General features: G+C 73.3%; 24 protein-coding genes and 1 tRNA gene. 19 read left to right on the forward strand and 6 right to left on the reverse strand.

From position 1 onward, the window contains the following. The first annotated feature begins 164 nt into the window (after positions 1-164). The 4 genes from AC0VX6_RS05565 (at position 165) to AC0VX6_RS05580 (ending at position 3829) form a co-directional block, all read left to right on the forward strand. Positions 165-1274: an ABC transporter ATP-binding protein gene (locus tag AC0VX6_RS05565; RefSeq protein WP_274978060.1), complete on the forward strand. Its 1110-nt coding sequence runs from the start codon at positions 165-167 to the stop codon at positions 1272-1274. Continuing rightward, positions 1271-2164 carry an ABC transporter permease gene (locus tag AC0VX6_RS05570; RefSeq protein ID WP_274978061.1) on the forward strand — a complete coding sequence of 298 codons (894 nt, stop codon included), beginning with the start codon at positions 1271-1273 and terminating at the stop codon, positions 2162-2164. The genes AC0VX6_RS05565 and AC0VX6_RS05570 overlap by 4 nt, the downstream gene beginning before the upstream one ends. A gap of 2 nt (positions 2165-2166) precedes the next feature. Continuing rightward, positions 2167-2844 carry an ABC transporter permease gene (locus tag AC0VX6_RS05575; protein WP_274976485.1) on the forward strand — a complete coding sequence of 226 codons (678 nt, stop codon included), beginning with the start codon at positions 2167-2169 and terminating at the stop codon, positions 2842-2844. 82 nt (positions 2845-2926) lie between these two features. After that, complete coding sequence (locus AC0VX6_RS05580) at positions 2927-3829, forward strand: ABC transporter substrate-binding protein (RefSeq protein WP_475467571.1); 903 nt, start codon at positions 2927-2929, stop codon at positions 3827-3829. Positions 3830-3980: 151 nt separating this feature from the next. On the opposite strand, the gene AC0VX6_RS05585 is transcribed toward AC0VX6_RS05580, so the two are convergent. Both AC0VX6_RS05585 and sppA read right to left on the reverse strand, forming a co-directional pair. Next, the gene (locus AC0VX6_RS05585; RefSeq protein ID WP_274978062.1) at positions 3981-4439 is read right to left on the reverse strand and encodes a flavin reductase family protein; all 459 of its coding nucleotides are present in this window, start codon (positions 4437-4439) and stop codon (positions 3981-3983) included. A gap of 14 nt (positions 4440-4453) precedes the next feature. Beyond that, positions 4454-6142 (reverse strand): signal peptide peptidase SppA, encoded by a 1689-nt coding sequence (gene sppA / locus AC0VX6_RS05590; protein WP_274976487.1) that lies wholly within the window; start codon positions 6140-6142, stop codon positions 4454-4456. 125 nt (positions 6143-6267) lie between these two features. Here sppA and AC0VX6_RS05595 point away from each other — a divergent pair, with 125 nt between their 5' ends. The 4 genes from AC0VX6_RS05595 (at position 6268) to AC0VX6_RS05610 (ending at position 11403) form a co-directional block, all read left to right on the forward strand. Then, positions 6268-6936, forward strand: coding sequence for a hypothetical protein (locus AC0VX6_RS05595; protein WP_274976488.1), 669 nt, complete (start codon positions 6268-6270; stop codon positions 6934-6936). A 153-nt stretch (positions 6937-7089) separates the two neighbouring features. Beyond that, the gene (locus AC0VX6_RS05600; protein ID WP_274976489.1) at positions 7090-8418 is read left to right on the forward strand and encodes a M16 family metallopeptidase; all 1329 of its coding nucleotides are present in this window, start codon (positions 7090-7092) and stop codon (positions 8416-8418) included. A 42-nt stretch (positions 8419-8460) separates the two neighbouring features. After that, a complete protein-coding gene (locus AC0VX6_RS05605) occupies positions 8461-9894 on the forward strand; it encodes a M16 family metallopeptidase (RefSeq protein WP_475467574.1) in 1434 nt (477 codons plus the stop codon). Positions 9895-10146: 252 nt separating this feature from the next. After that, positions 10147-11403, forward strand: coding sequence for a serine/threonine-protein kinase (locus AC0VX6_RS05610; protein ID WP_475467575.1), 1257 nt, complete (start codon positions 10147-10149; stop codon positions 11401-11403). A gap of 133 nt (positions 11404-11536) precedes the next feature. Here AC0VX6_RS05610 and AC0VX6_RS05615 read toward each other — a convergent pair. Both AC0VX6_RS05615 and bcp read right to left on the reverse strand, forming a co-directional pair. Next, a tRNA-Leu gene (locus AC0VX6_RS05615) sits at positions 11537-11611 on the reverse strand. A 91-nt stretch (positions 11612-11702) separates the two neighbouring features. Further along, a complete protein-coding gene (gene bcp, locus AC0VX6_RS05620) occupies positions 11703-12185 on the reverse strand; it encodes a thioredoxin-dependent thiol peroxidase (protein ID WP_274976492.1) in 483 nt (160 codons plus the stop codon). 310 nt (positions 12186-12495) lie between these two features. On the opposite strand from bcp, the gene AC0VX6_RS05625 reads away from it, so the two are divergent. Both AC0VX6_RS05625 and AC0VX6_RS05630 read left to right on the forward strand, forming a co-directional pair. Beyond that, a complete protein-coding gene (locus tag AC0VX6_RS05625) occupies positions 12496-13614 on the forward strand; it encodes a CDP-alcohol phosphatidyltransferase family protein (RefSeq protein ID WP_248773773.1) in 1119 nt (372 codons plus the stop codon). 15 nt (positions 13615-13629) lie between these two features. Beyond that, positions 13630-14028, forward strand: a complete 399-nt coding sequence (locus tag AC0VX6_RS05630) for a DUF3618 domain-containing protein (protein WP_013151464.1) — start codon at positions 13630-13632, stop codon at positions 14026-14028. 117 nt (positions 14029-14145) lie between these two features. On the opposite strand, the gene AC0VX6_RS05635 is transcribed toward AC0VX6_RS05630, so the two are convergent. Beyond that, positions 14146-15372, reverse strand: a complete 1227-nt coding sequence (locus tag AC0VX6_RS05635; protein WP_475467577.1) for an amino acid deaminase/aldolase — start codon at positions 15370-15372, stop codon at positions 14146-14148. A gap of 178 nt (positions 15373-15550) precedes the next feature. On the opposite strand from AC0VX6_RS05635, the gene purU reads away from it, so the two are divergent. The 8 genes from purU to AC0VX6_RS05675 all read left to right on the forward strand — a co-directional run bounded on the left by purU (position 15551) and on the right by AC0VX6_RS05675 (position 19826). Then, positions 15551-16438, forward strand: coding sequence for a formyltetrahydrofolate deformylase (gene purU / locus AC0VX6_RS05640; protein WP_274976494.1), 888 nt, complete (start codon positions 15551-15553; stop codon positions 16436-16438). A 355-nt stretch (positions 16439-16793) separates the two neighbouring features. Beyond that, positions 16794-17264 carry an Asp23/Gls24 family envelope stress response protein gene (locus AC0VX6_RS05645; protein ID WP_212641247.1) on the forward strand — a complete coding sequence of 157 codons (471 nt, stop codon included), beginning with the start codon at positions 16794-16796 and terminating at the stop codon, positions 17262-17264. Next, positions 17264-17584, forward strand: coding sequence for a hypothetical protein (locus tag AC0VX6_RS05650; RefSeq protein ID WP_274976495.1), 321 nt, complete (start codon positions 17264-17266; stop codon positions 17582-17584). The genes AC0VX6_RS05645 and AC0VX6_RS05650 overlap by 1 nt, the downstream gene beginning before the upstream one ends. Before the next feature lie 37 nt (positions 17585-17621). Continuing rightward, the gene (locus AC0VX6_RS05655; RefSeq protein WP_212641245.1) at positions 17622-17795 is read left to right on the forward strand and encodes a hypothetical protein; all 174 of its coding nucleotides are present in this window, start codon (positions 17622-17624) and stop codon (positions 17793-17795) included. A gap of 17 nt (positions 17796-17812) precedes the next feature. Next, the gene (locus tag AC0VX6_RS05660; RefSeq protein ID WP_274976496.1) at positions 17813-18181 is read left to right on the forward strand and encodes an Asp23/Gls24 family envelope stress response protein; all 369 of its coding nucleotides are present in this window, start codon (positions 17813-17815) and stop codon (positions 18179-18181) included. A 1-nt stretch (position 18182) separates the two neighbouring features. Next, positions 18183-18788: a DUF6286 domain-containing protein gene (locus tag AC0VX6_RS05665; RefSeq protein WP_248773778.1), complete on the forward strand. Its 606-nt coding sequence runs from the start codon at positions 18183-18185 to the stop codon at positions 18786-18788. Between the two features lie 2 nt (positions 18789-18790). Beyond that, entirely contained in the window at positions 18791-19381 is a 591-nt protein-coding gene (locus tag AC0VX6_RS05670; RefSeq protein WP_475467581.1) for an alkaline shock response membrane anchor protein AmaP, read from the forward strand. Between the two features lie 43 nt (positions 19382-19424). Then, positions 19425-19826, forward strand: coding sequence for a VOC family protein (locus tag AC0VX6_RS05675; protein ID WP_274976498.1), 402 nt, complete (start codon positions 19425-19427; stop codon positions 19824-19826). Between the two features lie 39 nt (positions 19827-19865). On the opposite strand, the gene AC0VX6_RS05680 is transcribed toward AC0VX6_RS05675, so the two are convergent. Further along, positions 19866-21122: a metal-dependent hydrolase family protein gene (locus AC0VX6_RS05680; protein ID WP_274976499.1), complete on the reverse strand. Its 1257-nt coding sequence runs from the start codon at positions 21120-21122 to the stop codon at positions 19866-19868. A gap of 120 nt (positions 21123-21242) precedes the next feature. On the opposite strand from AC0VX6_RS05680, the gene AC0VX6_RS05685 reads away from it, so the two are divergent. Next, the gene (locus AC0VX6_RS05685) at positions 21243-22076 is read left to right on the forward strand and encodes a MurR/RpiR family transcriptional regulator (protein WP_248773784.1); all 834 of its coding nucleotides are present in this window, start codon (positions 21243-21245) and stop codon (positions 22074-22076) included. The last annotated feature ends 135 nt before the right edge of the window (positions 22077-22211 follow it).

A 22211-nucleotide genomic window follows, 5' to 3' on the forward strand; every position in this document is an offset into this window, starting at 1 on the left:
GGACCCGGCCCCTCGGCGCGCCCGCCGCCTTCGGTCCCGGTACGGTCACGGCCTCCACCCCACGGTTTGACCAGCGCGCCCGGGGGTAACGTGCGAACGGCCTGCCCCTCGCCACACCTCACCTTCCGGACCCTCCGGTTCCCCGAATGGAGACGACACCGCCGATGATCGCGTTCGAGGGCGCCGCCAAGCTCTATCCCGACGGCACGGTGGCCGTCGACCAGCTGGACCTGACCGTCGAGACCGGCCAGACCACGGTCTTCGTGGGTCCCTCCGGAAGCGGCAAGACCACGTCGCTGCGGATGATCAACCGCATGGTCGAACCGACGGGGGGCACCGTCCGCATCGACGGCGAGGACGTGCGCCAGCGCGACCCCGCGGCGCTGCGCCGCTCCATCGGCTACGTCATCCAGCAGGCCGGGCTCTTCCCGCACCGCACCGTGCGCGACAACATCGCCACCGTGCCCCTGCTGCTCGGCTGGGGCCGGGCCAAGGCCAGGGCGCGCGCCGCGGAGCTCATGGAACTGGTCGGTCTGGAGCCCGCCCAGGCCCGGCGCTACCCCCACCAGCTCTCCGGGGGCCAGCAGCAGCGCGTCGGCGTCGCCCGCGCACTGGCCGCCGACCCGCCCATCCTGCTGATGGACGAACCCTTCAGCGCCGTGGACCCCGTCGTGCGCGCCAGCCTCCAGGACGAGCTCCTGCGTCTGCAGAAGGAGCTGCACAAGACCATCGTCTTCGTCACCCACGACATCGACGAGGCCGTCCGGCTCGGTGACCGCATCGCCGTCTTCCGCCCCGGCGGGAGGCTCGCCCAGTACGACACCCCCCAGAACCTGCTGGCCGCGCCCGAGGACGCCTTCGTGGAGTCCTTCATCGGCTACGACCGGGGCGTGCGGCGCCTGTCCTTCTTCCCGGCCGACAGGCTCTCCCCGCGCCAGGACGCCGTCCTGGAAGAGAGCGTGCGCGCGGGCGCCGCGGCCGCCTCGCTCGGGGACGAGCCCTGGGCCCTGGTCGTCACCGGCGACCGCATGCCCCTGGGCTGGGCCAGCGCGCGGCAGCTGGCCGACGCGCCCGCGGACACCGCCCTGGGCTCGCTCGAACTCGCGCCCTTCGGCCACACCTTCGCCGTGGGCACCGACTCCCTGCGGGCCGCCCTGGACGCGGCGGTGCTCTCGCCCGCGGGCCGCGCGGTCGGCGTCGACGCCGACGGCCGGGTGGTCGGCGTGGTCTCGCAGGACGACCTGGGCGCCGCTCTGTGGTCGGTGACCGAGTGATCGCCGAGGCCGTCGCCGGGGTCTGGGGCGCCGGGTCCGCGGCCGGACCGTCCGGCACCGGGGCGCTCGCCGGGGCGTGGGACTGGGTCGTGCGCGTCGTGGACTGGGGCGTCGCGAACTGGAGCCACCCCGGCGACCCGGACCGGGGCGTCCTGCCCCGCCTGACCGAGCACATGCGGCTGTCCTACCTGTCCATCCTCATCGGACTGGCGGTCGCCCTGCCCCTGGGGCTGGCGTGCGCGCGCTGGAAGCGCCTGTACCCGCCGGTGCTGACGGGCGTGAACGTGCTCTACGCGGTGCCCTCCATCGCCCTGTTCTTCCTCATGCTGCCCTACACCGGGTTCAGCGACTGGACGGCCATCGTGCCGCTGGCCCTGTACACCCTGGTGATCCTGCTGCCCAACGTGGTGGACGGGCTGCGCCAGGTCCCCGACCACGTGCGCCAGGCCGCCGTCGCCATGGGCTTCGGCCCGCTGCGGCGCCTGCTGTACGTGGAGATGCCGGTGGCCGTGCCGGTGGTCATCGCCGGGCTGCGGGTGGCCTCGGTGGCCACCATCAGCATGGTCAGCGTCGCCTCGCTGGTGGGCCTGGGCGGTCTCGGCCGGCTCATCCTCAGCGAGGGCTTCCGGCGCCAGTTCGACGCGCCCATCGTGGTCGGCATCGTGCTCACCGTGGTCCTGGCGTTCGTCACCGACGCGGTGCTGGTGCTCGCCCAGCGCCTGCTCACCCCCTGGTCGCGCCGCGACGGCGCCGTGCCACGGCGCAGGCGCCGGGCGGTCGCGGCGGAGGCCGCCGCGGCGGACCCGGCGGCGGACCCGCGGGCCGCGACCCCAGCGGGGGGACGGTCGCCAGCGGACCCGGGCACCGGTGACACGGCGGGGGAGAGGTAACCATGGACATCCTCAACGACCTGGTCGCGTGGTTCGCCGACCCCGCCCAGTGGACCGGCGCCGCGGGCATCCCCGCGCGTCTGGGCGAACACGTCTACTACTCGCTGCTCGGACTGCTGCTGTCCGCCGCCGTCGCGGTCCCCCTGGGGCTGCTCACCGGGCACACCGGTGTGGGCGGCTTCCTGACCACCAGCCTCGCCAACTTCGCCCGCGCCCTGCCCACCATCGGCGTCCTGTTCCTCATCGTGCTGGCCGCCGGGATCGGGATCGTGCCCGTGCTGTGCGCGCTGGTGGCGCTGGCCGTGCCCCCGATCCTGGTCAACACCCACGAGGGCGTGCGCGGTGTGGAGCCCCGGCTCAGGGACGCCGCCGTCGGGATGGGCATGCGCGGCCACCAGGTGCTGCTGCGCCTCGAACTGCCCGTGGCCACGCCGCTCATCCTCATCGGCATGCGCACCGCCGCCGTCCAGGTGGTCGCGACCGCGACCATCGCCGCCTACGTGGGGGTCGGGGGGTTGGGCCGCTACATCGTGGACGGCCAGGCACGCCAGGACCTGACGATGATGCTCGGCGGATCGGTGCTGGTGGTGCTGCTCGCGGTCCTGACCACGCTCGTGTTCGCCGGACTGCGGCGGCTCCTGGTCGCCCCCGGTCTGCGCCTGGCCGCGCCGCAGGGCTAGGGCCGGACCGCGCCGCGGAGCCGGGCCACACCACAGAACCGGGCCGGGTCACAGGGCCAGGCCACCCCAGAGAGAAGGTTCCATGTACAAGAGAATCGCCCTGCCCCTGGCCGCGCTGCTCCTGACCGGGTGCGGCGCCAGCGACCCCTACACGGAGGAGGGCGGGGGTGAGTCCGGCGGCGGCTCCGGCGGCGCGGTCGTCATCGGCTCCGCCGACTTCCCCGAGTCCACCCTGCTCGCCGAGGTCTACGGCCGGGCCATGGAGGCCGAGGGCGTGGAGGTCGAGTACCAGCTCGGCATCGGCAGCCGCGAGGTCTACTACTCGCAGATCGAGTCCGGCAACCTGTCGGTGTTCCCCGAGTACAACGGCGCGATCCTGGCCTACCTCGACGAGAACGCGCCCACCGGCAGCAGCGAGGAGACCAACCAGAGGGTCACCGAGGCGCTGCCCGAGGGCCTGGAGATCCTGGACTCCTCCAGCGCGGAGAACAAGGACTCGGTCACCGTCACCAGCGAGGTCGCCGAGGAGCACGACCTGGCCAGCCTGGAGGACCTGGCCGACGTCGCGGGGGAGCTGACCCTGGGCGGGCCGCCGGAGTTCGAGACCCGCCAGCAGGGCGTGGTGGGCCTGGCCGACGTCTACGGGGTGGAGTTCGGCGAGTTCCGGTCCCTGGAGGTGGCGCTGCTGACCCAGGCGCTCCTGGACGGTGATATCCAGGCGGCCAACCTGTTCACCACCGACCCGCAGATCACCGCGAACGACTTCGTGATCCTGGAGGACCCGGAGAACCTGTTCGGCGCGCAGAACGTCACCCCGCTGGTCAACAGCGAGCAGGTGGACGAGACCGCCCGGGGTGCGCTGAACGCCGTCTCCGCCGCCCTGACCACCGAGGCCCTCACCCAGCTCAACGAGCGGGTGGTCATCGGCAACGAGAACGCCGCCGACGTCGCCCAGGAGTGGCTGGAGCAGGAGGGGCTGGCCTGAGCGGTCGGCTCCCGCCGGTCGCGGGAGAGCCGGGGCCGAGGCGGCGTCGGGTTCCGCGCGCCTCGGCCCCGCGGGGGCGAGCCGCCCACGCGCGCCCACCCCCCCGGGGCCCCGTCGTCCACCGCACCGGCCCGTCTGCTGAACCGGCCGCCTACTCCACCAGCCGGTACCGGCCGGAACGGCGGGCCAGGGCCGGGCCCTCGCCCCGGACCTCCGGCAGGTCGGTGACGTCGGCGAAGAAGACCACGTGGTCGCCGACCAGCACCCGCTGGCGCACGGAGCACTCCAGCGCTGCCAGGGCCTCGTCCAGCACGATCGCGCGGGTGCGCTCGCCCCGGTGGTGGGGCTGGTCCGTCACCAGCAGGCGCGCGCTGGGACGGCCCTCGGCGGAGAACCGCCCGGCCAGGGCCCGCTGGCCGCCCCCCAGCACGTTGACGGCGAAGGCGCCGACCTCCTCGATCACCTCGGCCATGTAGCCGCTGGCGTCCACGCTGACCGACACCACGGGCGGGTCGGCCGAGACCGACCCGAAGGCGCTGACGGTGGCCCCCACGTCGTCGCGGCCGTCGGCGACGGTCACCACCGTGACGCCCACGGGCAGCAGGGCCATCGCGTCCAGGTACGTCAACGGATCTCCCACAGCCCCGGCATCATCAGCGGGCCGCCGACCGGCAGCCCCATCGCCACGGCCACGTGCTCCAGGGGCCCCCAGGCGCTGACCACGGTCTGCGGGCCCGAGGCCCCCACGTCCTCGCTGGACTCGTGCTGGCGGATCCGGTCGAGCGGGTGCGCGCGGGGGAAGGGCCGCAGCGGAAGCGGCCCCGCACCGGCCTTCTCGCGGGCCAGCCGAACGGCGGTCTCCAGGCCGCCCACTTCGTCCACCAGACCGCGCTCGTGGGCGTCGCGGCCGGTCCACACCCGGCCCCGGGCCACCTCGTGCACCTGCTCGCGGGTCATCCCGCGCGCGGCGGCGACCTTGCCGGTGAAGTCCTCGTAGATCTCGTCCAGGAGGGCGTTGACCCGCTCCCACTCGGACTCGGTGAAGGGCCGGTCGGTGTCGAACATGCCCGCGTGCTCGCCGGTGCGCACGGAGTCGCTGGTCACGCCGTACTGCTCCTTCAGCGCACCCAGGACCGGTTTGCCGGTGATCACGCCGATGGAGCCGGTCAGCGTGCCCGGCTGTGCGACGACCGCGTCGGAGCCCAGGGTCACGTAGTAGCCGCCGGAGGCCGCGACGTCGCCCATCACGGACACCACGGGGATGCCCGCCTTGCTGGTCAGCTCGCTCTCACGGCGGATCGCGTCGGAGGCGGTGGGGGAGCCTCCCCGGCTGTCCACCCGGAACACGACCGCCTTGACCCGGGGGTCCTTGCGCGCGGCGCGGAAGGCCGCCGCCACGGTGTCCGAGCCCATGACGGTGCCGCCGCCCAGGGGCGAGCGCCGGGTCCGGCCCAGGCTGATCGTCCCGGTGGCCGAGATCAGCGCGATGTGGCCCCCGGTGTCGCGGGAGAGCTGCTGGGGGGCGGTGTGCCTGCGGTGGTAGCGGGTGACGAACTGCAACCGCGGTTCGCCGCTCAGCTCCTCGAACAGCCGTGCGTACACCTCGTCCCGGTGGGCGAGTCCGTCGACCAGCTTGTGCTCGACCGCCTCGCGGGCCAGGAACGGGCCCTTGGAGACGAGCGCGCGCACCTCCTCCTCGGGCAGCCCCCGGGCCCGGGAGACGGCTTCGACGACCTGGTCGCCCAGAGAGGTGACGATCCGGTCGCTGGCCTCGCGCTGGGCGGCGGTGTAACCGGTCTCGGTGACGCTGTTCATCGCGTTCTTGTACTCGTGGCGCGCGCCCACCTCGTAGGACACGTCCAGCTTGTCCAGGGCGCCCTTGACGAAGGTCGTGCGCATCATCAGGCCGGTCAGGCCGAGCACGCCGGTGGGCGCCATGACCACGCGCGAGAACGCGCAGGCCAGGTAGTAGGGCAGGTTCCCCTCGCCGGTCTCGCCGAAGGAGTCGGCCCAGGCCACCGCGGGCTTGCCCGCCGCACGGAAGTCGGCGACGGTGTCGCGCAGCTCCTGGACCTTGGCGAATCCCAGGGACCGGGCGTCCACCCGGACCAGGAGAGCCGCCACCCGCGGGTCGCGCGCGCCGCGGCGGATCCCCTCCAGGACGTCCAGGTACTGCTGCCTGCGCCGGTTCATGATCTGGCTGAACGGGTCCCCGGGGGCCTGGTCGGCGACCCCCTCCGTCAGGTCCAGCTCCAGCACCAGCGGCCCCTGGGGGCCCTGTCGGGTCTTCATGATCTTCGCGAGGTCCACCATGGGCCCAGCGTAGTGCTCCGGGGTGTGGAACGCCGTCCGGAACGTGCGGAATCGGGCGATGCGGTCGCCGGGCGCGCTAAGGTCAACGGTGGTTCGAGCACGGGATCCACGAGAGGGACGACGGCATGGCGGGCATCCACGGGCGACGGCGGCGGGCGCGCGCCGCACGCGTCGGCACGGGAACGGTCGCGGCTGCCGCGGCGCTGCTGCTCCTGTCGGCCTGCTCCGGAGGGAGCGAGGCCGAACTGCAGCTCGGCGAGAGCGGGACCCTGCCCGCGGCGGAGCCCCCGGCGCCGGAGGAGTTCGCCACCGAGAGCATCGAGGGCGTGTCCCTGCAGGTCCCCGAGGGCTGGCAGACCCAGAACGAGGGCGGTGTGCTCTGCGTGAGCCCGCCCGGACAGGAGCCCTGCGGGTACGGCTCCGTGCAGCTGACCCCCCACGCGGTCGAGAAGCACCCCCAGGGCTGGCCGGGCGAGGGCGAGGCGTTCAGCAAGGAGGGCGGCTGGGCGGCCGAGACCGGCAGCTGCCGCAGCCTCAACACCGCCGCCTCCGGGGGCATCGGCGTGGAGGGGGCCGAGCTCGCGGTCTCCGGTTTCACCGACCACGCCGACGGACTCACCTCGCACCACTCGGTGTGGAACGTGGCGTGCGTCAACGGCGACACCTTCGAGGTGCGCATGTGGTTCCTGCCGGTCAGCGACGTCCTGCTCTACGTGTGGTCGGCCGACTCCCAGTACTCCGCCGTCTACGACGAGATCGCCCTGTCCATGGACACCAGCGACTACCAGAGCTGACCGCCCGGAACCGACCGCCGCGGTTTCGGTTCGACCGATTACCCGAACGGGTGTCCCCGCGGTCCGATGAGGCCGTAGGGTCGTACTCGTTACGACGACGGCCGCCCGCGCGGGCGGCGCGGTCGCAGGCGACGTGAATCGGGGGCAGCACTGGTGACCACCATCGGAGCGGCGGGACGTGTCGTTCAGTACACGCTCGACAACGGATTGCGTCTGGTGACCGCTGCGGCCTCCACGGGCCAGGTCGCCTCCGTGAACCTGTGGTACGGCGTGGGGTCCCGGCACGAGGTCCCCGGGCGCACGGGGTTCGCGCACCTCTTCGAGCACCTGATGTTCCAGGGCAGCGGCGGCGTCGCCAAGGGCGAGCACTTCGAGGAGGTCGAGCGGCTCGGCGGCGACATCAACGCCTCCACCTCGACCGACCGCACCAACTACTACGAGACGGTCCCCGAGCACGCCCTGGACCGGATCCTGTGGCTGGAGGCCGACCGGCTGGCGACCCTGCGCGAGGGCATGACCCAGGAGGTCCTGGACAACCAGCGCGACGTCGTCAAGAACGAGCGCCGCCAGCGCTACGACAACCAGCCCTACGGCACCGCCCTGGAGCGCATCCTGCGCCTGGCCTACCCCGAGGGCCACCCCTACCACCACCCGACCATCGGCTCCATGGCCGACCTGGACGCCGCCGACCTCGACTACGTCAAGTCGTTCCACAAGGCCCACTACGGCCCGGACAACTGCGTGCTCACCGTGGTCAGCGACCTCGACCCCGAGGACGTCCGGGGCCGCGTGGAGAAGTTCTTCGGTCCCATCCCGGCCCGCGAGAGCCTCCCCGAGGCGCCCGACGCCGCCCTGGAGGCCCCGCTGGGCGGCCCGGTCCGCGACGCGGTCACCGAGACCGTGCCCGCCGCCGGGGTCTTCCTCGGGTTCCGCGTCGCCCCCTACGGCGAGCGCGGGTTCGACGTCATGCACCTGGCCTCGGCCGTCCTGGGCCAGGGGCAGGGCAGCCGCCTGTACCGCTCCCTGGTGGTGGACCGCCCCATCGCCGCCGACGACGGCGGCGGCGCGGCCGACATCCTGCCGTTCCGCTACACCGACAGCCTGATGCTGGTGAACATGCTCTCCCGCGAGGGCGTCAGCGGCGACGTGCTGGAGGAGGCCATGCGCGAGGAGATCGCCAAGCTGGCCGCCGGGATCACCGAGGAGGAGCTGGACCGGGCCCGCGCCGTCCTGGAGCGCGACCACCTCCAGTCCATCTCCAGCCCCTCCGGGCTCGCCGACAGCATCAGCAGCTGCACCCAGCTGTTCGACGACCCCGAGCTGGCCTACACCTGGCCCCGGCGCTGGGACGACATCACCGCCGAGGAGGTGCGGGCCGCCGCCGAGCGCGTGCTGGTCGACGACAACCTGCTCGTCGTCCGCTTCGACCCCGAGGAGTCCGAGGCCGCCGAGGCGGCCGGGGCCGACACCGTCGACGCCTGATCCGGGTTCCGTTACCGCAAGCCGCAGAAAGAGCCGCAGAGCATGCCGCAGACACGCCCGCCCGTCGCCCTCCACCGCCCCTGGGTCCGCTTCGCGGAGGGGGAGGGGCCACCCTCAACGGACGGCCTCTGGCCGCGGTTTCGCCCCAACCTCGGTGCCGTAGCGTCCTACACCTTTCCCAAGCCCCGCCGCCTCACCGTCGGCGGCGGCACGGTCGTCGCCGTCGACGTACCCGGCCAACAGCTCGTCTCCCTCCGCCTCGTGCACCCGCGCGGCGGCGCCGCCGAGCCGCTCGACGCCATGGGCGTCAGTGCTCTGACCAGCGAGGTCCTGGAGGACGGCCCCGGAGGCAACAGCTCCCTGGCGCCCGCCCTGGAGCGCCACGGCGCCGAATGGGTCTCCCGCGTCAACTGGGACGCCTTCATCACCGGCCTGGACGCCCCCGCGGGCCGCCTGCCCGAGGCGGTGCGCCTGTTCGCCGACGCGGTGCGCCGTCCCGCGCTCAACCCCGACGACGTCGTCCGCCGCCGCGACCAGCTGCTGGAGCGGTTCTGGCTGGAGGCGGCCTCGGCCGGAACCCTGGCCATGCGCAGCCTGGGCGGGCAGCTGTTCACCGGCCGTTACGCCACGCCGCTCGCGGGCGGCCCGGTCAAGCTGGCCGACGTCACCCCCGAGACCGTGGCGGCCTTCCACGCCGACTCCGTCGCCTCGGTGGCCGGGACCCTCGTGGTCGTCGGCGACCTCACCGGGATCGACCTGGAGGACCTGGGCAAGACCGTGTTCGGCGACGCCGCGGCCGTGCGCGCGCCCGAGCCGACCGAGCCCGCCCCGCCGCCCGGGGAGCTGCCCCGCGTCCTGATCGTGGACCGGCCCGGCTCCGTGCAGTCCGCACTGGTCATCGCGCACCGCGCCCCCTCCCGCTCGCAGGTGGACCTGCCGCGCGCCGAGGGCGTCAGCGAGGTCCTGGGCGGCATGTTCACCTCCCGGCTCAACCTGGAGCTGCGCGAGCGCCTGGGCTACACCTACGGCGCCGGGTCCCGTTTCGACCTGCGCCGCGACAGCGGGGTGTTCTTCATGTCCGCCCAGGTCGAGGCGGACACCACCGCCCACTCGGTCACCTCCTCGCTGGAGCAGGTCGCCAAGCTGCGCGAGTCGGGGGTCACCGAGGAGGAGCTGTCCGCCGTGCGCGACTCCAACACGGTGGGCCTGCCGGTCACCTACGCCACGGCGCGCGCCATGGCCGGGGCCCTGGTCGACATGGTGGTGCACGACCTGCCCGAGGACCACGTGGACCGCGTCCGGTCCGGTTACGAGAGGCTCACCAAGGAGTCCCTGGACAGCGCCGCCACCGAGTACCTGCGCCCCGAGGAGTCGGTTGTGGTGGTCGTCGGCGACGCCGAGCGCCTGCGCCAGCCGCTCACCGACACCGGGGTCGGCCCGGTCGAGGTGCGCACCCCGGACTCGCTCTGGACCTGAGGCCGACGGGTGCGCGGGCGGTCGGCCCGCGCACCCGCGCCGTCCCCGCCGACAGGCACGGGAGCCTCGGAGTGAGACCTACGTCACTGCATGCTCGGGTCGTCGCCGGACATAACGAAAGCGAACCTATGTGTCCGTGATGTGGCAACCACCAGCATGGATCCGGCGTCCTGCTGGTATAACGAGTGATCCGTGCACCTACGTGGTGACAGCGACCGCAATGCTCCCGCAGGAGGCCACCATGGCCGGTGAATGGACCCGTGGATAACCGTGTCCTCCCTAGAGAACCCCCACACGCAGCGCCCTGAGGCGTCGCCCTCCTCCGCACGGGCGGAGACGGCCGACACGGCCGAGCCCCGTCCCGAGGGGCGCCTGCTCAAGGGGCGCTACCAGTTGGTGTCGGAGATCGCCCGGGGCGGTGTCGGCACGGTCTGGCGCGCCACCGACCTGGTCATCGACCGCGAGGTGGCCGTCAAGGAGCTGCGCCTGCCCGCGGACCTGAGCCGTTCCGAGCGCGAGTCGCTCCTGCAGCGCACCACCCGCGAGGCCCGCGTCGCCGGACGCCTCACCCACCCCAGCCTGGTCACCGTCCTGGACGTCGTGGACGAGGACGACCGCCCCTGGATCGTCATGGAGCTGGTGGAGGCCTCCACCCTGGAGGAGCTCATCCAGGTGGGCGGCCCGCTGCCCTACCAGCGCGTGGCCGAGATCGGACTCCAGCTCATCGACGCGCTCAAGGTCGCGCACGCCGAGGGCATCGTGCACCGCGACGTCAAGCCCGACAACGTGATGATCAGCCAGGCGGGGCGGGTCGTGCTCACCGACTTCGGGCTGGCCGCCTGGAACGGCGAGTCGGCGCTGAGCGCGTCCGGGCGCATCATCGGCTCCCCGGCCTACATCCCGCCGGAGCGGGCCAAGGCGGGTCCGGTGGGACCCGAGTCCGACCTGTGGTCCCTGGGCGCCACCCTGTACGCGGCGGTGGAGGGGCACCCTCCCTACGACCGCAAGGGCTACATCAAGATCCTGCGCCAGGAGCAGCTGGACGAGCCCGCCGAGGCCGCGAGCGCGGGGCCGCTGGCGCCGGTGCTGGCCGGTCTGCTGCGGGTGGAGCCCTCGGAGCGGCTGACCGCCGAGAACGCCACCAAGATGCTGCGGATCGCGGCCCTGGCGCCGTGGGCGCCCGAGACGAGCCCGGAGACGGCCGCGCAGGGCACCGCCACGCCCGCCGAGCCCCGCCCCGAGGGCGAGGAGCGCGAGTCGGCCCGCGAGCACTTCAAGGCGGGCGCGCACGTGCTGGCGGAGTCCATCAACGAGCGGCTGCGCAACAGCCCCGAGGCGATGAACTCGATCATGACCTCGATCCGCGAGTCCACGGACACGCTGGGGCTGACCAGTTCGGGCAAGCACGCCGAGCGCAGCCGCCTGCCCGCTGTGGCCACCATCGCCGCGGTCTCCCTCGGCGTCCTGGTGCTGCTCGCGGTCATGCTCTGGGCGCTGCTCGGCCGTTAGCGCCGCCTCGCGAGCCGTTGGCCGACCGGCCGGGACCGCTGTCGGGGGGTTCGGGGGGTCGTCCCCCCGGTGGGGGTGGCGAGGCGTTCCGGTGAGCGGGCGCGGCCCGCGAACGCAGTTCCCCCGAGCCGAGTGGGGCCGGCGGGATTCGAACCCGCACTGTACAGCACCTAAAGCTGCCGTCTCCTGCCAGTTGGACTACGGCCCCTCGCGCACAACTGTACCGGTGCCGGGCGCGGGGCCCGGCACCGGCGGGCGCACGGGCCCGCCGCGGCCGGGGGCCGCCCCCGGCACCCGTGTCACAGGCCCAGTTCCCGCTTGATCCGGTCGACGTGTCCGGTGGCCTTCACGTTGTAGAAGGCCTTCTCCACCCGCCCGTCGGTGCCCACGACGACGGTGGAGCGGATGACGCCCTGCACGACGCGGCCGTAGTTCTTCTTCTCGCCGAAGGCGCCGTAGGCGCGCAGGGTGTCCTTGTCCGGGTCGCCCAGCAGCGGGAAGGTCAGCCCCTCCTTGTCGCGGAACCTGGCCAGCTTGTCGCTCGTGTCCGGGGACACGCCCAGGACGGTCAGGCCCGCGGAGTCGAAGTCGCGCAGGTTGTCGCGGAAGTCGCAGGCCTGCGTGGTGCACCCGGGGGTCATGGCCGCCGGGTAGAAGTACAGGACGACGCGCTTGCCGGTGGAGGCCAGCACCTCGCTCAGGGTGACGGGCTTGCCGTCGGCGTCGTCGAGGGTGAAGTCGGGCGCCTGGTCGCCGGGCTCCAGACGGATCGGGTCGCTCACGTGGTGTCCCCCTTGGGTTCGCGGGCGGGGCGCCGCCCCGCCGACTCTCGCCCTCACCCTAACCACCCCCGCCTTCCGGTGCCCCGGGAGTCGCCGCTTCGCGGGCTGTGCCAGGCTGGGGGTACGGTGTTCGGTTGCGATTCCGGTTCGGTTCGCCCGCATCCGGAGTGACCAGCGGCGCGATCACCTATTGTTGACCGCACTCGTCCTGTCGTTCGGCCCCGGCGACGTCCGCCGCACCGGAGACGCCGCGTCGGCGGCGCCCGGCGGGCCGGAACACACCCGCTTCGCTTGGAGAGTATTGGCGACGATGCCTGGATTCACACTCGACGAGGTCAGGGCCCGGACCCTCAAGGAGCGCGACTCCTGGTGGACGGTCTACCTCGTGGACCCCATCGCGGTCCGGCTCGTGCGCCTGGTGGCCAACCGCACCTCGATCACACCCAACCAGCTGACGGTGGTCGCGCTCTTCCTGGGGCTCGGCGCGGCCGTCTGCTTCTCGCTGGGCTACCGCCACTTCCTGGCGCTGGGCGCGCTGCTGTACCTGTTGTCCTTCCTGATGGACTGCACGGACGGCAAGCTGGCCCGGCTCACCGGCTCGGAGTCGCTGTTCGGTTCGTGGATGGACTACGTCTCCGACCGGTTCCGGGTGCTGGTGTGCGTGGTCGCCCTGATGGGCGGACAGTACGTCGTCGCCGAGAACGCCGAGGGCGACGGGCCGGTGTGGTTCGTGTGGCTGGCCCTGGTCGTGGTGTTCCTGGACATGCTGCGCTACCTCAACGCGCTCCAGGTGTACAAGGTCCGCAGGGAGATGCGCTCGCACCTGGCCGCCGCCCTGGAGAGGGCCCGCGCCACCCTGTCGATGCTGGAGCCGGAGGAGGACGACACCGGCTCGGCCACCGGCGCGGGCGGGCGGACGATGAGCGACGGCGGCGAGCAGGCGGTGCTGCGCCACGGCATCGGCGTGCTGGAGCAGATCCTGCACAGCCAGAACGAGCGCGAGGCCCGCAACCAGCGCTCGGCGGGCAAGCAGCCCGACCTCACCCTGCCCAAGGTGGACCTGCACCAGGAGTTCCGCAACCGCTTCCCGTGGTACCAGCGGTTCTGGTCGGCCCTCAACGCCAGACGGGTCAGAACGCACCTGGTGGGCGGCATCGAGTTCCAGATGTCGGTGTTCGTGATCGCGCCGCTGGCGGCCGCCGTGTTCGGCGCGCCGTCCCTTATCGGGTGGATCACCGCTGTGGCGGGTGTTTTGCTCCTCGCGTTCGAGATCGCCATCATCTATAAACTGTGGTTGTCCACGCGGGACTTCTTCCGCGTGGTCGACGGAATCGACAGCGCGCTGAGATTCTCCGGTCCGTCCGACGGCGCGGAGGAAGGGAGCCGGGACACCGGCTCGGACACGGGTTCTCAGACGACCCTGCGCTAGTGGAGAGAGGCACCCATGACGGGACGTGACACCGAACCGCGCCTGACCCCGGCGGACGTCGTCGCCGAGATCAACCGCGAACAGCGCCAGCTCGCCGAGACCCTGGACGAGTTGAGCGTGCAGGCCCGGCCCGCCAACATCGCCCGCAAGCAGATGGAGAGGGTCCGCGAACGCGGCGCCCGGATCGTGGACGAGGCGCGCGCCCTGGTGGTCGGGGGCGGCGCGGTGCGCGTGGAGAGCCACCCGGTGGAGCCCGAGGAGGGCAGCATCGTCGTCAAGGGCGACGGCCACGTCGTCACCACCTACCAGTCGCGCGGTCAGCTCCCCCCGGAGGCGCTGCTGCTCGCGGTCGGCGTCGGCGCGGTCGTCGCCGTGGGCGTGGTGGCCTGGGCGGTGCACCGCAGGAGGAAGTAGCGCCGGACCGGCGCACGTTCGGAGGGGTCCGCGTCAGCGGGCCCCTCCGTGTGTCGCGGGGGTGTCCGAGGCGGTGCCCGGTAGGGGCCGCGGCCGCGCGCGGGTTCCGGGCGGCGCCTAGAGGAAGGTCTGGCCCTCGCCCCGGTAGGTGGGCACGGCACCCGCGTACTCCCCGGTGTCGGAGTCCACCAGGTGCAGGGTGTCGAAGCGCTCGCACAGCTCTCCCGCCTTGGCGTGGCGCATCCACACCCGGTCGCCGACGGACAGGCCGTCGGCCGCGGCGCCGAGCAGGGGCGTCTGCACCTCGCCCGCGCCCTCGTTGACGCTGTAGGAGAGACCGGCGGGCAGGTGGGGGAGCGGGGCGCGGTGGGCGTTCACGGGGCCCGAGGCGGGGTAGCCGCCGCCGAGGGCGGTGGCCACGCCCGGCCCGGGGCGGCGCACGACGGGGAGCGCGAACAGGGCGGCGGGGCGCCCGCCGAAGGAGCGGTAGTGGTCGAACAGGTGCGGGTGGTAGAGCCCCGAGCCCGCCGCCAGCTCGGTCACGGCCTTCTCCCTGCCGGTGGTGTGCAGGCTGCCGGTGCCGCCGCCGTTGACGAAGCGCAGGTCGGCGACCTCCCTGACGGCGTGCACGATGGCGGCGCGGCGCTTGGCCAGCTCCACGGCCGAGCGGCGCTGGACGGCGCGCAGGAGGCGTCCGTAGAGCGGCCTGCCGGGCGGGGCGTCGCCCACCCCGGCGATCTGGCCCTCGTAGGCCATGATCCCGTCCAGCTCCAGTCCGGGTCGGGCCGCGACCGCGCGGGCGAACGCGGCGGCCTGGGCCGGGGTGCGCACGGGGGAGCGGTAGGTGCCCACGCGCAGGCGCGGTCCCACGGGCTGCCAGCTGGTGTCCACGTCCAGGCACACCCGGACCGGCGGGGCGTCGGGTCCGCGGGATTCGGCGGCCTCGGCGACGGCCGCGCCGATCAGGTCCAGGTGCGCGGTGTCGTCCACCATCAGGGTGACGGCGCGGGCGGCGCGGGGGTCGCGCACGAGTCTGGCCAGGGCCTGGCGGTCGACGGTGGGGTAGGCGACGAGGACGTCGTCGCTGAGGGGGCGGTCGCCGGTGGCCAGCCAGAGGGCCTCTGGCAGGGTGAAGGCCATGATCCCCGCGTAGCCGGGCAGGGCGAGGACGGTGCGCAGCAGTTCGCGGCTGCGCACGGACTTGCTGGCGATCCGGATGGGCCTGCCGTGGGCGCGGCGGGTCAGGTCGGCCGCGTTGGCGCGCAGGGCGGCGAGGTCGACGAGGGCGAAGGGGGCTTCGAGGCCGCGTGTGGCGGACTCGTACGTTTCGCGCAGACTTGTCATGTCCTGAGCATGCCAGAACATGAATGTCTTTCATATTCTCGACGCAAAAGGGGACGCGGTATCCCCGCGGCGGGCGGTCCGCGGGCGGCTTCGCGATAACCGGCCCCCGGTGTTGCGGGGGCGATACCCTGGGGTGTCACGGCTGATCAGCCGTCCGACCCCGGGAGTGGTTCTTTCCATGAGTGAGCGTGAGTACGTCCTGACCCTTTCGTGCCCCGACAGCCGGGGCATCGTCGCCGCTGTGGCCAACCTGCTGTCCGACCACGGTTGCAACATCACCGAGAGTCAGCAGTACGGCGACCACTACACGGGACGATTCTTCCTGCGGATGCAGTTCGTGGCCGAGCGGGGCGGCGACGGCGTGGCCGGGGAGGACGTCCTGCGCGGCGCCTTCGCGGCGCTGGCGGGGGACTTCGGCGGCGGGAACGGCGACGCGTTCGTGGAGTGGACCCTCAACCGCCGCGACGTGCGCCCGCGCATGATCGTGATGGTGTCCAAGTTCGGCCACTGCCTCAACGACCTGCTCTACCGCCAGCGCAGCGGCCTGCTGGACGCCGACATCGCCGCGGTGGTCTCCAACCACCCCGACCTGGAGTTCCTCGCCGACTCCTACGGCGTGGACTTCCACCACCTGCCGGTCACGGCCGGAAGCAAGAAGGAGCAGGAGGCGCGCCTGCTGGAGCTGGTCGACTCCTACGACGTGGACCTGGTGGTCCTGGCGCGCTACATGCAGGTGCTCTCCGAGCAGCTGTGCACCAAGATGTCCGGCCGGATCATCAACATCCACCACTCCTTCCTGCCCAGCTTCAAGGGAGCCCGGCCCTACCACCAGGCCCACGCGCGCGGCGTGAAGCTGATCGGCGCGACCGCCCACTACGTCACCGCCGACCTCGACGAGGGCCCGATCATCGAGCAGGAGGTGTCGCGGGTGGACCACACGCACAGCCCGGAGCAGCTCACGGCGATCGGCCGGGACCTGGAGTCGGTGGCGCTGGCGCGCGCGGTCAACTGGCACGCGCAGCGCCGCGTGCTCCTCAACGGGGACAAGACCGTCATCTTCGGCTGAACCGGACGCCCGCCGTGCGGCGGGGGTGCGGTCCGCGCACGGGGGCGCCTGCGGGCGCCCCCGTGCGTTTTCCTGGCCCGACCGGCTTCTCGACGCTGTTTTGGGTCGGAGATGGGACGCACGTTGCCCGTTCCGACCAGGAAAAATTACTCACAGTGCTTTGTCGGATACAGTGTGTATGTATATGGTGTGATCAGTTCGACATCCTTCCGGCCATGACACGGGCCCGGGTTTCGGTCCGGCCCTCTGGGAGGGCACATCCGCCGGGAAAGCGCGGGGAGCGGTCCGGGGGCGCCTTCGGCGCCGCGACCGCCCGTGCGGCCCGCACACTGCGTAGGGGGACCCAGTGACGGACATGAGGACCGAGACCAAGGTGCCGGGAGCCCGCGAGTCGGGCCGGACGAACCGGGGGGACTCCTCCCGCGAGGAGGGCGGGCGCACCCAGATCGCCGACGGCGTGGTCGCCAAGATCGCCGGCATGGCCGCGCGTGAGATCGGCGGCGTCCACGCCATGGGCGGCGGGACCGCGCGGGCGGTCGGCGCGGTCAGGGACGTCGTGACCCGGGGCGGCGACAGCGGCTCGGTCGCGCGGGGCGTCTCGGTCGAGGTGGGCGAGCGCCAGGCCGCCGTCGACATCGACCTCGTCGTCGAGTACGGCGCCGCCATCCAGGACCTGGCCGCGGCCGTGCGCCGCAACGTCACCTCGGCGGTGGAGCGCATGACCGGGCTGGAGGTCACCGAGATCAACATCCGGGTGGACGACATCCACCTGCCCGACGACGACCGCGGCGAGGACGACGGCGAGTCCGCGCCCCGGGTCCAGTGATGGCGGTCGCCGACGCGGACCCGGGCGAGGTCGCCCGGCGCCTGGCGGGGGAGGCCGAGCGCTTCCCGGACGTGGTGGAACTGTCCTCGGGGGGTTTCGGCACGCTGACCACGCCCGTCCCCGGTGGACGGGTCCTGGGGGTGGCGGTACGCGCCGACAGCGTCGAGGTCGGCGTCGTGGTCCGGTTCGGGCGGCCCCTGCCGGAGATCGCCGCCGAACTGCGCCGCGTCCTGACCCCGGTCGCCGGGGGCCGCACCGTCCACGTGTCGGTGGAGGACGTGGTCGCCGGTCTGCGGGACGGCGCCCGTACGGGTGGTTGAACAGGCAGCATCGGGTGCTGGACAAGAGGGGGAAGCCATGTGGCCCATCGTCGGACTGTCCTACGGGACGGTACTGGGTCTGGCCGCCGCGTTCGGCGGTTTCACGGCCTTCGCGCTGGTCCTGATCCTGGGGATCGCGGGGTTCGTCGCCGGTCGGGCGATGGAGGGCGAGATCGACCTCACCGCGATGTTCTCGCGGCGCTCTGCCTGAGACGTGAGGGAGCGGACGTGGCCGAAGTGCGGACCAGTACGGTTCCCCGACAGCGGGAACGCCCGGGCGACGAGGTCGCCCGGGAGCGGAGCGGGGCAGACCGCGACCCCGGCGGCCGCACCGTCATCGAACCCGGTGTGGTCGAGAAGGCGGCCGCGCGCGCGGTCCGCGAGGTCCCCGGCGCCCTCCCCGCCCGGTCGCGCACGGCGCGGGCCCGGGTGAGCGGCGAGGTCGTGCTGCTCAGGCTGCGGGTCGGCGTCCGCTACCCGCACTCGGTGCGCGAGGTCGCCGCACGGGTGCGCGGGCACGTCGGGCGGCGGATCGAGCGGATCACCGGCAAGCGGGTCCACCACATCGACATCGAGATCGCGGAGTTGGTGCGCTGACATGACCACCGTGGAAGAGGTGCTCGGACGCCCCGACCAGGGCGTCGACCGCCGGGCCAGGCGGGTGGCCGTCCACACGTTCCGTCCGCGGCGGTCCTGGCCCGCGGTGATCACGGGCCTCGTGATCCTCCTCGTGGCCGTCGTGGCCGCCGCCGAGGTGATCTCGGCCCTGGCGGGGAGCCCGCTGGGGCTGATCCCGGTCGGCGCGGCCAGCGGTTACGCGGCGACCACGACCTGGTCGATGCCGTCGGTGCAGATCGCCTCGGCGGTCCTGGCGCTGATCGGACTGGCCCTGATCGTGGCAGCCCTGGCCCCCGGGCGGGGGCGCTGGACGGCCCTGCGCACCGATGACCCCGCCCTGGTGGTGGGGCTGACCCGGCCCGCGCTGCGCCGGGCGGTGGCCGCCGCGGCCGAGGGCGTCAGCGGCGTCGAAGGCGTGCACGTGACGGTGCGCGGAAACAGGATCCGGGTGCACGCGCGCACCGGGATGCGAGGGTCGGCGGGACTGCCCGCCGAGGTGACCGCGGCCGTGGAGCGGCGGTTGGAGGAGCTGGCGCCGCTGCGCAGCATGCGGATCGCCACCCACGTGCGGTACGCGGAGGGTTGACCATGGCTGGTGACAGGTCGCGCAGGTCGGCGCGGGGGAACCGGTGGGGGCTGGCGGTCGTGGGGGCGGTGCTGCTCCTCGCGGGGCTGGCGTCGCTGGCCGCGGGGCGCGGCCTGTTCGGCGGGGGAGCGGCCGACAGCGTTCTGCTCGGTCCCGGGGTCCGGGAGGCGCTGGACCAGCAGTGGGTGCCCTACGCGGCGGTCGCGGTGGCCTTCGTCGCCGGTTTCCTGGCCCTGCGCTGGCTGATGTCCCAGGGGCTCAACGACACGGTGGGGCGCCTGGTCCTGGAGCGCGGGGAGCAGGGGCGGGTGGAGATGTCGGAGAACGTGGCCCGCGGTGCCCTGGAGCAGGAGGTCGCCGACTACCCGGGCGTGCGCCGCGCCCGCGCGCGGCTGACCGAGTCCGCCGAGGCGCCGCACCTGCGCCTGGCGCTGACCCTGGACGACGACGCCGACGTGGCCGGGGTGTGGCGGCGGGTGAGCTCGGAGGGGCTGGCGAACCTGCGCCGGGCGCTGGACCTGGAGCAGGTACCGGCCGTCGTGCGGATGTCGATGACGGCACCGGCCAAGAACCCGCGGCGCAGTCTGGCCTGAGCCGTTGCCGCCGATTGTCGGCATTCGCTGTTAGCTTCGCCACATGACTCGAATGACCTTCGTGAACTTGCCCGTCAAGAGCGTCGACGCCACCCGGGAGTTCTTCAGCGCGCTGGGCTTCGGCTACGACGAGGCCTTCTCCGGCGACAGGGCGCTGTGCATGGTCGTCAGCGACCAGTCGCGCGTCCTTTTCCTGTCCGAACCCTTCTTCGCGGAGTTCACGCCCTCGGGGACGGCCGACACCTCCGCGGGCGCGGAGGTGATCACCTGCCTGACCGCCGACAGCCGCGAGGACGTGGACCGGATCGCGGAGGCCGCCGCCGTGGCCGGGGCGACCCACGCCAGGACCACCGAGCACACCGGCATGTACTCGCGCTCCTTCGCCGACCCCGACGGCCACCTGTGGGAGTTCCTGTACATGGACGCGACCGCCACCATCTCCTGAGCGTCGGCGGGTGCGGGCCCCGGGCCCGCACCCGCCGCGTCAGCGCACGGCGTCGCGCTCGTGGCGGATCCGGCCGTCGCGCAGCACGGTGCGCACGCTCGTCTCCGGCGAGGCCAGGACCCCGATGTCGGCGAGCGGGTCGCCGTCGACCACGACGAGGTCGGCCCGCGCCCCGTCGCGCAGGGTGCCGACGACCCCCTCCAGCCCCAGCAGCCGGGCGGCGTTGACGGTGGCGGCGCGTAGCACGTCCGCGGCGGGCTGGACCCGGCCGCGGATGGCGAACTCCTGGCTCTGGCGGTCCTGCATGCCGCCGAGCAGGTCGCTGCCGAAGACCAGGTTCACCCCGGCCTCGTGGGCCATGCGCAGCGCGTCCAGCCCCCGGTCGAGCACGGTGTCCACCTTGGCCTGGCTGGCCGCGGGCAGCCCGTTGGCGGCCCCCTGCAGGGAGAGCTCCTGGTAGGTGACCAGGGTGGGCACCAGGTAGGCGTCGTGCTCCAGGAACAGCTCGATGCTGCTCTCGTCGATGAGGTTGCCGTGCTCGATGCAGCGCACGCCCAGGCGCAGCCCGCGGTTGACGGCGCGGGCGGTGTAGGCGTGGCCGGTCACGTAGCGGTTGGCCGCCTCGGCCTCCTCCACCACGGCCCGGATCTCGTCCTCGGAGGACTGGGTGGAGTCGATGCGGTCGGTGGGGGAGGCCACGCCGCCCGAGAGCATGATCTTGAGGTGGTGGGCTCCGGTGCGCAGCTGCTCGCGGGCCGCGCGGCGGAACTCCACGGGCCCGTCGCAGACGATGCCCGCGCCGGGGCAGCAGGCGTGGGTGTCGTTGCCCTGGCGGCCGGGCGCGCGGAAGTCGCCGTGGCCGCCGGTCTGCGACAGCGCCTTGCCGCCGAACATGAGCCGGGGGCCGTCGACGAGCCCCTCCTCGACCGCCCTGGCCAGCCCCCAGTCGCCCCCGGCGACGTCGCGGACGGTGGTGAAGCCGCGCCTGAGCATGTCGCCCAGGGACCGGCCCGCGTAGCTGGCGATGTAGGCGGGCGACTGGTCCATCGCGGCGCCGAGGTCGGCGCTGAAGGCGGTCGGGTGCACGTGGGCGTCGATCAGGCCCGGCATGAGGGTGGCCCCCGCCAGGTCCACGGTCGGCACCTGCGGTCCCACCTCGGGCGGGGTCCCCTGGCCGCTGCCCGCGACGAGGCCGTCCCGCACCAGGAGCCAGGAGCCGGGGGTCCTCGTGCCCGCCTCGGGGTCGAGCAACCCGGCGCCCGTGAAGAGGATGTGCGGTTCTGACTGGCGGGTCATGGATACCTCCGTCGGGGTTCGCGTTGTTGCAATATATGTTGCACCACCGGGAGGGGGCCACCCCGGGGGTGGTATCGCTTGGGGGTGCGGCGCGGTCCGGGGCGCCGGGACGGAGGGGTGATGGCGGACTGGATCGAGGCCGCGCTCGGCGGCGGACGCCTGGGCCGCGCGGCCGAGCGCGTGGTCAGGGTGCTGCGGGACGAGCCGAGGTTCGCCTCCTACGCGAGCACGGCCGAGCTCGCCGAGCGGGCGGGGGTCAACGTCGCCACGGTCGTGCGGGCCGCGCAGGCCCTCGGGTTCACCGGCTGGCCGGCCCTGCGCGTCGAGCTGCGCTCGCGCTACCTGGCCTCGCTCAGCGCCGGAGAGGTCCTGGCCGAGCACGCCGGGGCCGACGCCGACCCCGTGCGCGAGGCCTTCCGCGCCGACCGCGAGGGGCTGCGCGACCTGGAGCGGACCCTGGACCCCGCCCGGGTGCGCGCCCTGGCGGGCGCGGTGCACGGTGCGCGCCGGACGCGGGTGGTGGGTTCGGGCACCTTCGCGGCGCCGGGCGTTCAGCTCGCGCACGCCGCGGGGATCATGGGCTACGACGTGGAGCGCCTGGAGCTGGGCGGCACCGGCCTGGTCAGCGCGCTGGCGCGGATGGGCCCCGGCGACCTGCTGCTGGCGTGCGACCTGTGGCGGCTCCCGGTCGCGCTGCGCTCGGCGGCGCGGGTGGCCCGTGAGCGGTCGGTGCCGGTCGCGGTGATCACCGACCGCAGGGACTCCCCGCTGGCGGAGGGGGCGGCGCACGTGCTGCTGGTGCCCAGCGAGGGCGTGGGCATGTTCCCCTCGCTCACCCCGGTGATGGCGGTCGTCCACGCGGTGCTGGCCGAGCTGGCCCGCCTCGGAGGGGACGCGGTGCTGGCCGCCGTGCGCGACACGGAGCGCCTTTGGGAGAGCACGGAGCTCTTCTGAGCGACGCCGGGGCGAACGACCTGGGACGACGCGGTGACACCACTGTGACGTGATCAGGGTCACGTTCGATGCAATAAGTGTTGCACTTCACGCGGTGCGGCTGCTTACATGGCCCGGTCGGACCGCCTCCGCTGG

Source organism: Nocardiopsis sp. iso_25 (assembly GCF_056173305.1).